Origin of the sequence: Aerosakkonema sp. BLCC-F183, from assembly GCF_041929145.1 — a bacterium.
GTDB lineage: Bacteria > Cyanobacteriota > Cyanobacteriia > Cyanobacteriales > Aerosakkonemataceae > Aerosakkonema.
Map to the genome: position 1 here is coordinate 24410 of NZ_JBHFNU010000032.1, position 12975 is coordinate 37384.

11 protein-coding genes are annotated in these 12975 nt (G+C 44.1%); 5 read left to right on the top strand and 6 right to left on the bottom strand.

Going from position 1 to position 12975, the window contains the following annotated elements; genetic code table 11:
• The first annotated feature begins 336 nt into the window (after nt 1-336).
• The 3 genes from ACE1CD_RS08340 (at nt 337) to ACE1CD_RS08350 (ending at nt 3682) form a co-directional block, all read left to right on the top strand.
• On the top strand, nt 337-2229 hold the full coding sequence (locus tag ACE1CD_RS08340) for a PAS domain S-box protein (protein WP_374823095.1): 1893 nt from the start codon (nt 337-339) through the stop codon (nt 2227-2229).
• Nucleotides 2230-2314: 85 nt separating this feature from the next.
• A complete protein-coding gene (locus ACE1CD_RS08345; RefSeq protein ID WP_374823098.1) occupies nt 2315-2869 on the top strand; it encodes a type IV pilin-like G/H family protein in 555 nt (184 codons plus the stop codon).
• A gap of 3 nt (nt 2870-2872) precedes the next feature.
• Nucleotides 2873-3682 carry a Nif3-like dinuclear metal center hexameric protein gene (locus ACE1CD_RS08350; protein WP_374823101.1) on the top strand — a complete coding sequence of 270 codons (810 nt, stop codon included), beginning with the start codon at nt 2873-2875 and terminating at the stop codon, nt 3680-3682.
• 3 nt (nt 3683-3685) lie between these two features.
• On the opposite strand, the gene ACE1CD_RS08355 is transcribed toward ACE1CD_RS08350, so the two are convergent.
• The 6 genes from ACE1CD_RS08355 to ACE1CD_RS08380 all read right to left on the bottom strand — a co-directional run bounded on the left by ACE1CD_RS08355 (nt 3686) and on the right by ACE1CD_RS08380 (nt 11271).
• A complete protein-coding gene (locus tag ACE1CD_RS08355) occupies nt 3686-6190 on the bottom strand; it encodes a hypothetical protein (protein WP_374798381.1) in 2505 nt (834 codons plus the stop codon).
• A gap of 260 nt (nt 6191-6450) precedes the next feature.
• Nucleotides 6451-6999 carry a hypothetical protein gene (locus ACE1CD_RS08360; RefSeq protein ID WP_374823104.1) on the bottom strand — a complete coding sequence of 183 codons (549 nt, stop codon included), beginning with the start codon at nt 6997-6999 and terminating at the stop codon, nt 6451-6453.
• 40 nt (nt 7000-7039) lie between these two features.
• Nucleotides 7040-7465, bottom strand: a complete 426-nt coding sequence (locus tag ACE1CD_RS08365; RefSeq protein ID WP_374823107.1) for a hypothetical protein — start codon at nt 7463-7465, stop codon at nt 7040-7042.
• 59 nt (nt 7466-7524) lie between these two features.
• The gene (gene secF, locus ACE1CD_RS08370; RefSeq protein WP_374823110.1) at nt 7525-8514 is read right to left on the bottom strand and encodes a protein translocase subunit SecF; all 990 of its coding nucleotides are present in this window, start codon (nt 8512-8514) and stop codon (nt 7525-7527) included.
• Nucleotides 8511-9911: a protein translocase subunit SecD gene (gene secD / locus ACE1CD_RS08375; protein WP_374798389.1), complete on the bottom strand. Its 1401-nt coding sequence runs from the start codon at nt 9909-9911 to the stop codon at nt 8511-8513. The genes secF and secD overlap by 4 nt, the downstream gene beginning before the upstream one ends.
• 376 nt (nt 9912-10287) lie before the next feature.
• Nucleotides 10288-11271: an alpha-ketoacid dehydrogenase subunit beta gene (locus ACE1CD_RS08380; protein ID WP_374798391.1), complete on the bottom strand. Its 984-nt coding sequence runs from the start codon at nt 11269-11271 to the stop codon at nt 10288-10290.
• Between the two features lie 119 nt (nt 11272-11390).
• On the opposite strand from ACE1CD_RS08380, the gene ACE1CD_RS08385 reads away from it, so the two are divergent.
• Both ACE1CD_RS08385 and lgt read left to right on the top strand, forming a co-directional pair.
• Nucleotides 11391-11549, top strand: a complete 159-nt coding sequence (locus ACE1CD_RS08385) for a Uma2 family endonuclease (RefSeq protein WP_374823173.1) — start codon at nt 11391-11393, stop codon at nt 11547-11549.
• A 496-nt stretch (nt 11550-12045) separates the two neighbouring features.
• Nucleotides 12046-12933 carry a prolipoprotein diacylglyceryl transferase gene (gene lgt / locus ACE1CD_RS08390; protein WP_374823113.1) on the top strand — a complete coding sequence of 296 codons (888 nt, stop codon included), beginning with the start codon at nt 12046-12048 and terminating at the stop codon, nt 12931-12933.
• Nucleotides 12934-12975: the final 42 nt, after the last annotated feature.

Sequence of the window (12975 nt, forward strand, 5' to 3'; positions counted from 1 at the left end):
CTAAGTAATAATACGGAAGTATCTCTCGGCTTGAAAAAGGGCTATGGCGATCGCACCTAAACCTAAAACATCACGATTATAATTTTTATTAATAAATATTGCTAAATAAGAAAATAAATATTAAAGTTTAAACTAGCTGTAAAGATACAGAATTTCTTAATAGGGCTTACGCATTTAATCGCGGGTGCAGCGGGTAAAGGTGCAGAGGAGCCGATCCTCTGCTGTCAATCGAGCGTTGAAAAAATTAAATCCTGTTTAAAACTTTAGTTTTTCTCTGGATTTATAAAAACATAAGCATACGAAGAGTGGATACAAGCAAACCAGGTGGATACAACAATGGCAACGGAAGGTAAAGAAAGCGCGATCGTTGAAAACCGGTCACTCAAAGTAGAGCAGAACTTACGGTGCGCCTCGGACAAGTTTTTCGCTCTCTCCCTAGATATGCTTTTCGTCGTGGGTTTAGACGGCTACATCAAACAATTGAACCCCATGTCGGAAAAAACGCTCTGCTTTACAAGCCAAGAATTTCTTTCCTTACGGTTGCTGGAATTTGTTCATCCCCAAGACCGGGAATTTACCCGGACACAATTTCAGAAGCTCGAAAATATAACAGAGACTGTTTCCTTTGAAAATCGCTGTCGGTGCAAAGACGGCTCCTACAAATGGCTGTTGTGGAACGCCACCCTATCTCATGAGGAACAATTAATTTACCTTGTCGCGAGGGATATCACTGCGAGTAAACAGGAAAAACAAGCTTTGCAGGAAACTGAAGAACGTTACCGCTTGTTAGTTGAAAGCGTCAAAGACTATGCCATATATATGTTAGACCCCCAAGGGCACGTCATCAGTTGGAACGCAGGAGCCGAACGGTTAAAAAGATATCGGGCAGAGGAAATCATCGGTAAGCATTTCTCATGTTTTTATCTCAGCGAAGATGTAGAACAAGGCAAACCGGAACAAGAATTAAGAGTGGCTCAAGCGGAAGGCAGGTTTGAAGACGAAGGTTGGCGCGTGCGAAAGGACGGGTCGCGATTTTTGGCCAATGCCGTCGTCACAGCTTTGCGAGGGAAAGACGGACAGCTGCGCGGTTTTGCCAAGGTGACGCGAGACATCACCGAACGCAAGCTAGCACAAGAGGCGCTCCAACTGGCGCACGACGAGTTAGAAAAACGAGTAGAAGAACGAACGGCTGAGCTAACTCAAGCTAATGCCCTTTTGAGACAGGAAATCGACGTTCGCAAGCGTACTGAAGTGGCATTGCGCCAATCAAAAGCACATTTAAAAGAGCAAGCCAAGCAGCTGGAAGAAGCTTTGCTCGAACTGCACAGCACCCAAGCGCAACTAATTCAAAAAGAAAAAATGTCTAGCTTGGGGCAATTGGTCGCGGGTATCGCCCACGAAATTAACAATCCCGTCAGTTTTATTTACTGCAATCTAGATTATGCAAATCGCTATATGCAAGACTTGCTCCACTTGTTACGGCTTTACCAACAAAACTTCCCTCAAGGTACGCCAGAAATTTTGGAAGCAGAATCAGCGATCGATTTGGATTTCCTCGTAGCAGATATCACTAAATTGTTATCCTCAATGAAACGGGGAGCGAAGCGCATTCACGAAATTGTTTTATCCTTGCGGAATTTTGCGCGACACGACGAAGCCGAGATGAAATTTGTCAATATTCACGAAGGGATTGACAGCACCCTCAGTTTGCTGCAAAACCGCCTGAAAGCAACAGAAGGTTGTCCGTCTATTCAGGTGATTCAAGCTTACGGCGATCTACCTCTGGTGGAATGCTATCCCGGACTGTTGAATCAAGTGTTTATGAATTTGTTCGCCAATGCAATTGATGCTTTGGAAGAGTTAGAACGTACTAAGGTTACAAGTCTCTCACCTTCCCACCCTACCATTATCATTCGCACAGAGGTTGTCGGTCAGCGGATAAGAATAAGTATTGCCGATAATGGCCCAGGTATGACAGAAGAAGTGCGCCGACGGTTATATGACCCATTTTTTACCACCAAATCCGTAGGTCAGGGTATAGGTCTTGGTTTATCGATTTGCTACCAAATTGTTGTGGAAAAACATCGCGGTCAATTGAATTGTATATCCCAGCCTGGGAAGGGTGCGGAATTTGTAATTGAAATACCCGTTTTTGCACGCTCGACGCAGCCGACTTCCTTGCTGTCCAAGACAGAGGTATCCTCTCAGCAACAATTGGCGTTAAATTGAATTGAAGAGTCTTGGCTTCCTTTCCCCTTATCCCTTTCTCCCCCACTCTCGGCTCTCTTTCTCAGAGATATTTGAGGTTGCTTTCATGACACAGCCATCAAATTCTAACGACTTCGTACAAACTCCGCAACCAAATCGATCGTCAAATATTTTTATTTGGATTATGGCGAGTTTAGGTTGCGGCTGTTTGGGTCTGTTTGTATTAATGATTATTGCCGCCATAGCTTTGCCTACTTTTCTCAACCAAGCTAATAAAGGAAGACAATCAGAAGCCAAACAATATGTCAATGCTATTGTCAAATCGCAGCAAGCTTTTAGAATCGAAAAACAGACTTTTAGCAATTCTCTTGAAGAATTAGGAGTGGGAATTAGGCCGGAAACGGTCAATTATAGCTATAAAATAGTGCCTCAGCCGGATAAAAGCAAGAGCGCGATCGTCACTGCACAAGCGAAAAGATCCGGTTTGAAAAGCTATACTGGTGCTGTGTTCGCGATTAAAAATGGCAACGATGTCACTACCGTTACAGTTATCTGCGAAAGCAATCTCTCTACCAACAAACCTCCAGCAGCACCAAAACCTCCTCAAGGTGAAAATAGTATAATTGAATGTCCTTCCGGTTCGCAAAACATCAGCCGTTAAAATATGAAAATTATCGATTTAATTACTTGGTTTGAAAATTGGGCTCCCCCATCATGGCAAGAAAGTTGGGATAATTGCGGTTGGCAAATTGAGCCGGGAATTTTGGATGAACCAGTACGGGTATTAGTTTGTTTGACTCCCACTTTGGCGGTGATGCAGGAAGCAATTTCTCTTCGCGATAATGGGATTCCAGTTAATTTGATATTTGCTCATCATCCGCTCATTTTTAGTCCGCTGAAATCCCTCCAAAGTGGGAATCCTATTGCGGAAATGGTTAGACTTGCCTATACCCACAAAATTGGGGTTTACACCGCTCACACTAATTTCGATCGAGTTAATGATGGTACGGCGGATATGTTAGCGCAAATTTTGGATTTAAAGCAAGTTACGCCGATAACTCCCAGTCAAGATGGATTGGGATACGGTCGCGTTGGCTATCTGGAACCATCCCTTACTTTGAAGGATTTGCTCACGGAAATTCAAACTCGACTTTCTCCTCCGAATCTGATATTTTCACCTGAAAGTAATTTAGATATAACTATTGACAAAGTGGCGGTTTTAGGGGGTTCGGGAGCAAGTTTTATTTCGGCTGTTGTGAAGACGGGAGCTAAAGCTTATCTGACTTCTGATTGTAAGTTTCACCAATTCCAAGAAGCACGCGATCGCGGTATTATCTTAATCGATGCCGGACATTATGCCACAGAAAGACCGGCGTGCGATCGCTTAGTACAAAAATTCAGAGATTTAGGTGTAGAATGGGCACAACTGAGCCAGAAAGATGAAGACTTTCGCCAATTTTTTCAACAGCGATAAACATTACAAACCTAGATTGCTATCTACAGCATAGAGTTGATAAATATCACTCTGTTGCGACGGGTCAATATTGGGTAAATACTCGTGAGTAGTAAACAGAAACCGATCGTTGAAAATGCTAAAATTACTCGGTTCTGGCCCAACAGCACCTGGGTTAACATCATTTACCCTTACCGTACTTTCCGACGTACCGTCACTTCTCCAAAGCTCTTGAATGCTATTTTTATCACCCACATAGGCAGAAAAGTACAAAGTATCCTTAAAACTGTGAAAATTTGTCAGGAAATTGTTATCAAACTGTGATTCGATGTTTTTTAGCATCGTCGTACCTGATGCCGTACCGTCACTTCTCCAAAGCTGATGGCTGTTGCCATAGTTATTAACGAAGTACAGCGTATCGTTGACTTGGGTGAAGTTATTCAGATAATCGTAATAGTTAGAAGTAATTTTGTTTAGCATTACTGTGCCAGCTTCACTACCGTCACTCTTCCACAGATAAGTTCCATTATCAAAGCTTTCAGTCGTGAAAAACAGCGTGCCATCAACGACATTGAAGTCGCTCAAACTCTCTTTTGGAAAATCTTTAACCATCACGGTACCTGCTGTCGTTCCATCGCTCTTCCATAAAGAATTTCCACCGCCATATCCACCTCTCAAAAACAGCGTACCATTAACATTTGTTAAATTGGGCTCACTGTCAAATTGGTTAAACGCTTGGTTAAAATCTTTAACCATGACCGTACCTTCTGTTGTTCCATCAGTCTTCCATAACTCATCAATGTTGGCAAGAAAGTATAGCGTATCGTTAACATTAATCAAATTATTTGGGTTTGAAGCATCTGGCCCGGATAGAATATCTTTGACTAAAACAGTACCCTCTGGAGTCCCATTAGTCTTCCACAATTCCTTTCCGTATGTCTGATATTCATCATCGAATACAAAATAAAGTTCGCCTTTAACAGTAGTAAACAAAGGCTCCCAGGATAAGCCACCATACTTGAAGTTTTCCTTAACGAGCATTATCGTACCTTCTGGGGTACCGTCACTCTTCCAGAGTTGGGGAACACCAGTATTAGAATAATTAGAAGAAGTGAAATACAACGTATTGTTGACACTGGTAAATTTCCTATTAAACGGCATACCATAAGGCCCTATTTCGGCAATATTTTTGATAAAAACAGTACCATTTGATGTGCCATCGCTTTTCCACAGTCCATACCCGTTAGTTTCATCGCTGGCCGTGAAGAATAGAGTGTTACTCACATTAATGAAGTCGCTCGGCAAGACACCCAAATTATTTTGTAATTCTTTCACTAAAGTAGTGCCTGCTGGTGTACTATCACTTTTCCAGAGCTGATACCCAATGTTAAAGTACAGGGTGTTGTTCACATTGCTGAAGCTACGTGGGTATGGATATCCGGTCAATGTTCCCGTGCGAAACTGAAAAGTATAAGGCTGAGGTCTGAACTCTTTAATTAGCCTTGAGCTTAAGGGATTCTTGGCATAACTGCTAGCGAAACGTCCCTCTTGTTGACCGGAAAGTAAAAAGTGGTCATATGCCTGAGCGTTATTCAAACCCGCAGCTTTTAAGTCGGAATTATTGCGGAGGTAATAGCCGATATCGAAATAAGGAGATGATGCCCGTTTTTCGTTCAAACCAGTAGTTTGAAAGTTATCGAGCAATTGGGTATTAGTTAGTCCTTGCAATTCTATGTCTGCATTGACAGTCTTGTAGAAGTTAACATCAAAAGTTATAGAGGATGCGCGTCCTTCATGCAAACCATACTCGACAAAGTGGCGCAACAATTGATTGTTGTTCAAATTAGCATTTGCCAAGTCGGAGTTGTGGGATTTATAGAAATTGGGATCGAACCACCGAGAAAACAGCCTTCCTTCGTCTAAACCATACGATTGCAGGTGATTGAGCGCTTTTTCTCTGTTGCTTGCAAAAGTTTGGTTGACATCGGCATTAGCAGCTAAATAGAAGTCGAGGTCTAATAATCGCGAAAAGCGGCGTCCTTCTGCAATACCTCTGGTTACTAAATGCTGGAATAATTGCTTGTTGCTGGTTAAACCTGCTGCTGCTAAGTCTGAGTTGCTAGCTTTATAAACATCGAAATCTATCAAGGGAGCAAAACGGCGTTCTTCGTTCAGACCATTTTTTTGCAAATGCTCGAACAATTGGCTGTAGCTGGTTAAACCTGCCGCTGTCAAGTCTGAGTTACTATCTAGATAAAAGTCGAGGTCTACTAATGGTGAAAAGCGGCGTCCTTCTGCAATCCCGAAGTTTTGCAAATGGTCGAAAAGTTGCTTGTTAGTTGTTAAGCCTGCTGCCGCTAAGTCGCGGTTGCTATCGCGATATAAGTTTAGATCTATTAATAGGTTAAAGCGACGCCCTTCGTTTAGCCCGATATTTAGAAAATGAGATAAGGCTTGCGTATCATCTAAATTAGCCAAGTCTGGATTGAGCGAACGATAAGTATTCGCGTCAAACAATTGGGTAGTCATATGTTTGAACTGTGCAACTTTTAAAGTTTTGCATTTACTAGAGAATTTGTTATCTCTAGCAACTGGCTTTTCTATTTACTGCCAATTTAATTAACCGTCTGCGGACAAGTTTGTTCGTAGAGCTTTTTGGATTTAAATCCGCTTTTGCTTATAGGTATAATTTACCATACAATTTCGAGGCTGGCAGGTATTAAACGATTTGTAACTAAAATAATATAAATTTTATGAATCGTTTACATATGTTGTTGACGTAGCTAATATTATTGGCTATAACTGGTAGAAAACAGGCGCGATCGCACGCGCTCAACTAAAATCTCGTCCAAGCAAATCCATCCCCATTCAGGCTTTAGCTGAGGACGCTTGTGGGGTGTAATAATTACCATTGAGTTGGCAATCAAACTCAACTGGTAAGCTAATAAAGGCAGACGCGATTCTGCAACCAAATGCAAGGCAAAACTACAAATTATGATGGTATAATGCCTATGGCAAAGAATACCGGATGCTACCTCTTCAAATGTATATCTTTCTGCTGGCTGTCCTGTTCGTTGCAAATAGGCATTGTACGTATATGGATCGATACCATCAATATCCGTAGCTCCCAAACTTTTCAGCGCTAAAGTAACTTCGCCGCTACCGCAAGCTAAATCCAAAACTTTGTGCAAATTCAACTGCCATTTTTTGACAGCTATTTGGAGAACTTGCTGAATGACAACTTCGTGAGGATTCCTGTACTCATCGCCAAATTGCTCGTAAAAACCTTTAACGCTGTATTCTTCGTATCCTTTTCTAATAGATTGGCGATCGGTCATTAGTCAGTTGTTAGTTGTTAGTTGTTCTTTAGTACTGACACTACCCATTACCCACCACCCACTTCCACAGCGGATGAGTCGAACCTTGTTGACGAATTCGGTTGACTTGTTTTTCCAGACGTCGGTGTTCCTCCTGTGGCATTCCCACTAAAATATTACGACTTTGCCAGATCAGAACAGCAGCAGTCATCCCGACACATAAAGCCAATCCCATTGCTGGTAAGTGATTGTAAGCAATACTGTATTTAACGGCTGTCCAGGTGAAATGCTGCCGCAAAAGACCTATTTCATATCGGAGTCCCCACAAGCTCAAGGGAGCGACAGTTAACCAAAGCAAAGCAACGACCAACCACCTACCCCAGACGGTGAGATTGTGCAATCGCTGCACTTGCTTTTGGAAATTTGGGTCAAGGCTGGCGGTTCCTATTTCATCTGTTAGTTCGGATTTGTGTTCCGGTCTATCCATAGGGGTTTTACCCGCAAAGTGTGGGAAGGTTTTAGATATCCTGCACGATATCTTAACGCTCAAATACTGCTGGCATCATTGGAACTGGTAGCATCAACCTGACTTAACCCTTCTGCGGGAGTGGGGATACCGCGACCCGTGCGTTCTCTCCACCAAGCTAACAGAGAACTGGCGATGAAGATACTGGAGTAAGCGCCTGTGGCAAAGCCGATAATTAAGGCAAGGGCAAAGTATTTCAGGGTTTCTCCGCCAAATAGGAAGATGGAAAGCAATGTTAGCAATACAGTTAATGTAGTGTTGATCGATCGCGCCAATGTTTGATTGACCGCATCATCTACAATATCAGCGATCGCACGATTGCCATCTTTGCTGATAATCTCCCGAATTCTGTCGTAAATAACCACAGTATCGTTAACTGAAAAACCGATAATCGTCAGCAAAGCGACGATAAACAAACTATCGACTTCCACCCCCAGCACCAAACCGAAGATAGCGAAAAAGCCCGCCGTCAGCCAAACATCGTGGAACAGAGCGACGATCGCAAAAATGGCGTAGTCCAACTCAAATCGGACGGTCATGTAAACCACAATACCGAAAAACGAAATCATTAAAGCTAACAAACCCGTACTGAGTAGCTGCCGTCCGATTGTCGGCCCAACCGTATCGATTTGAGTTTTATTAGGATCGAAAGTGCCAATTTTTTCGCTGAGAGCCTTTTCTAGCTGCGTGCGTTGCTCGACTTTCAAATCTCTTTCTTTTGTCCGCACAGAAAGACCGTACTGACCTACCACTTGGATGCTGCTATTAGTTAGACCCCGATCGTCTATTATTTGCCTAACTGTGCCTACATCGATCGGTTTGCTGCAATTATTCGGTATTTGACAATCCAATTCATATTGCAGTCGCGTCCCACCAATAAAATCCAAACCCGGACGCAGAGGGGAGCCAATTTGCGCCCAAGAAACCAGCATAGCAATTAAACCACTGATGAGGATAATGGCAGAGATTATCCACCAGCGCGATCGCTGCTTGTTTACCTGTAATTTCATGGGGATACCTCAACTTTTTTGGGGGCAAAATATTCTGGTTTGCGTAATTCGGGAATAGAGATGGCAAACATCAATAGTGTCCGGCTACAGGTAATCGCTGTAAACATACTCACCGCCACACCCAACGCCAGAGTCAGGGCAAAACCCTTGACCAAACCGCTGCCCAACCAAAACAAAGCGCCACAGGCAATCCACGTTGTCACGTTACTATCCAAAATACTAGAAAAAGCCCGGTAAAATCCCGACTCAACGGCGCGATACAAACTCTTACCCGCACGCAATTCTTCTCGCGTCCGCTCAAAAATCAGCACGTTAGCATCAACTGCCATCCCGATACTGAGAATAAAACCGGCAATTCCAGGCAGAGTGAGGGTAACGTTCACCAAAGCGAAGCTAGCTAGAGTTAGCAAACTATACACTATCAAAGCTAGGTCAGCAATTAACCCCGGCAGTCGATAGTAAAACACCATAAAGATTAAAACCAAAAGCAGACCTCCAACGCCTGCATAGATACTGCGTTGGATGCTATCTTTACCTAGCGTGGCACCCACCGTGCGGTTCTCCACTATTTCTACCGGCACCGGTAACGCACCGCCTTTAAGCTGAATTGCCAAATCTTGGGCTTCTTGTACGGTAAAGCGTCCGCTAATTTCAGCACTTCCGCCTGTAATACCCGCTTGGGCGTACTTAACGTCCACGGTAGCGGCGCTGATCAATTCGTTATCCAGGAAAATGCCCAAAGTACGTCCGGTACCGGCGATGTTTTTAGTCAATTCCGCAAACAAATCGCCGCCCTGACCGTCAAAGCGCAACGCTACACTCCAGTTAACGGCAGCTTGATCTGTGGTAGCGAAAGCACCTTTGAGGTTTTTACCGGTGAGTGGGGGGGTGGTACGCTCGTACAAAGATGCGATCGCTTCGTTGCTGCTGTTAATTTTCGTCTGAATTTCTGCCAACTTGGTTTTATCCCCAGCCTTTCTCAACTGTTCTCGCTGTGCTTTCAATTCCCTTGCGATCTGTTGTTCGGCAAATAGCTGAGCTTCCGTACCGGGCTTTTGTTTGCGAAAATCTAATTGAGCTGTGCCACCCAGCACTCGTTCCGCCTGTTGCGGATCGCTTACTCCCGGCAACTGCACGACAATCTGATCCTGTCCGACAGTTTGTACCAAAGATTCGGAAACGCCCAAACCGTTAATGCGGTTTTCGATCACTTTCTGAACTGCTTCCAAAACATCTGGAGTAATTTGTTTGACATCCTGTGTCGGTTTTACCTGAATTGTCAGCTGTGCGCCACCCAGAAGATCCAATCCCAATCGGATCGGTATTTTAACGATTACTATGATGGCAGCAATTACCAGGACTAGGATCAGAGCTAATAAGGAACGCTGTTTTTGCATACAAAAGAGAGTAGAAAGTCAACAGAAAATTAGGGCGTCGGGACTAGGGGTTAGGGACTAGGGAAGAGGGGGAAAGGGGATAAGGGGCTAGAAAATAAATTATTCTTGCTGCTGAGTTCTTTTTGCTGAGGATGGGATTTTTAGATACTGTTTACTCCGTTATTCTTTTCTCCCGCACTCTCCCGTTCTCCCACTCCCCCTTCTGGCAATACATATTTCTTGAGCGGGAAGGGAGTAAGGTTTGGGGACAAGTGCTATCATAATCCTTTTCGAGCAGGTTTATCAGCCCAGAGCGTTGAGAAACCGGGTTTTTCGCTGGGATTCGATCGCGCTTTTTTGCCACATCGCCCAACTAAACCCGGTTATGGGTGGATGGTTACACTCGTAAGGCGACCATCTTTTGGACTGCTTCGACAATTTGCTCTGGTTGTACGATCGTCAAGCGTTCCAGGTTACCGTTGTAAGGTGTGGGGATATCCTGGGAAGATAAGCGCAGTACTGGTGCATCCAGTTCGTCAAATAAGCGATCGTTGATTGAGGCAATCACTTCTGCGCCGATACCGCCCGTTTTCATGCACTCTTCCACCACAATAACTCGGTGAGTTTTGCGAATCGAAGCGCCGATCGTCTCGAAGTCTAGCGGTTTGAGGGAAATCAGGTCAATCACTTCTGGATCGAAACCTTGTTTTTCCAATGTCTTAACTGCCTGCATCGCGTGATGGCGCATCCGGGAGTAAGTCAAAATCGTCACATCTTTACCGGGTCGCACTACCTCAGCTTTATCCAAAGGCAGCAGGTACTCTTTCTCTGGCAAGTTTTCTTTTAAATTGTAGAGCAGGACGTGTTCAAAAAATAACACCGGGTTATCATCGCGGATCGCAGATTTGAGCAGTCCTTTCGCATTGTAAGGCGTAGAGCAAGCCACAATTTTCAAACCCGGAACTGCTTGGAAGTAGGCTTCGAGTCGCTGGGAGTGTTCTGCACCCAATTGTCTGCCTACACCACCCGGTCCTCTAATTACCATCGGAATTTTGAAGTTACCGCCGGAAGTGTAGCGCAGCATCCCAGCGTTGTTAGAGATTTGGTTGAAGGCAAGCAGCAAAAATCCCATATTCATGCCTTCCACGATCGGGCGCAGTCCGGTCATTGCCGCACCTACTGCCATCCCGGTAAAACTATTTTCCGCGATCGGGGTATCTAAAAGACGCAGTTCTCCATATTTTTTGTACAAGTCTTTCGTCACTTTGTAGGAACCGCCGTAGTGACCTACGTCTTCTCCCAGCACAAATACGGAGGGGTCGCGTGCCATTTCTTCATCGATGGCTTCTCGCAGTGCATTGAAGAATAGTGTTTCTGCCATAGGAGGGTAGAGAGGAGTTGCAATAAGGTGGAATCATCTATATTACCATTTAGATAACGAAACGCAGCCAGATGTCTTGCTATGAATAGATTCAGATTCCAGTCTAGGCAGTCATCTCGATCGGCGACGGTGATTGTGTCGAAGGCACACCAGAATTAATTGTAGAAGTAGCCGCCACTAGCGCCTTTTTCGATTTGTCAGACAAATTGAGAGTCTATCGTCACAAGGGTGTGCAGGAACATTTAATATGGCGGATTTACGATCGGCAATTAAATTAATTAGATTGAGAAAAGGCGAATATGTGCAAATTAAACTTTCTTCCTCCCATCGCCATATGCTCAGTCTAGAAATTTGGCAATTTATGAGACATTTCCAAAAATTGTTGTGGGGTAGGCATCCTGCCTGCCCTTTGAGATTCTTTTGGAGAAGATGTCTATTGCTCACCTTGATGTGACTGATTATATTGTCGGCAGTACCAATGTCAGAAACCGAAATTTGACGCCTCATCCGCGATCGCTCTAAAAATACCTACTCTCTAGTAATAATTATTTCCCAGTACAAGGCATACTGTGTATTTTTTTGTTAAACAAAAATTATTTTTGATTCTTTCATCGTCATTCGCTCATATGTTCTTTATATGGCAGAAATTTTCAACTAAAATACCGCATCCCATGTTCGGCGCTGCCATTGCGCTATAAAATACAATCCTGTATCTTCGTTCAGGGTGCTGAAGTCTTTTATGGCTTTAATTGTTCCATTATCAAAGGAATTTGCATGGTTTTCGGTATTCCTATCCAGTCCTTAGCCTTTCAATTCGCTTCTCCAGGGCCGATTTTCATTCAGTTGGGGCCACTGACGATCCGCTGGTACGGTCTGTTAATTGCCTCAGCAGTTTTAATAGGGGTGTGGCTTTCCGGATATTTAGCCCAGCGTCGCAACATCAACCCAGATTTACCGGGTGAACTGGCAATCTGGCTTGTCGTTGCAGCAATTCCCTGCGCGAGACTGTACTACGTGTTTTTTCAATGGCCAGAATATGCTAAGAACCCGGCTGAGATTATCGCGATTTGGAAAGGTGGCATTGCCATTCACGGTGCTATCCTGGGCGGTATTCTGGCGGCGACAATCTTTGCGCGAGTTCAAAGAGTTTCCTTCTGGCAATTAGCCGATTTGGTCGCTCCTTCTCTCATTCTGGGTCAGGCGATCGGACGTTGGGGAAATTTTTTCAATTCGGAAGCTTACGGCGCTCCTACCAATCTACCTTGGAAACTGTATATTCCGCCAGAGAGCCGTTTCCCCGGATATAAAAATGTGGAATTCTTTCATCCCACATTTCTTTACGAGTCCTTATGGAATTTAATGGTGTTTGCTATATTGCTTACCTTATTCTTTCGTTCTTTGAAGGGAACGCCACGCCTAAAAGTGGGTACTCTGGCGCTAGTTTACCTTGTCTGCTACAGCAGCGGTCGGTTTTGGATTGAAGGACTGCGAACTGATAGCTTAATGTTGGGGCCGCTCCGTATCGCTCAAGTGGTCAGTATAGTAGGAATTGTGTTGGGATTGGTAGGTTTGGCATGGCTTTACCTTTTGGGGCGCAACCTTCCCGATGTAGTTCCAGCCGATCGCAACCAGTGGGAGAATGAGACAAAAGAACAGGATTGACACTCCGAAACCTTTCGGAGTTGTTTTGTAAATGTTCCCAAA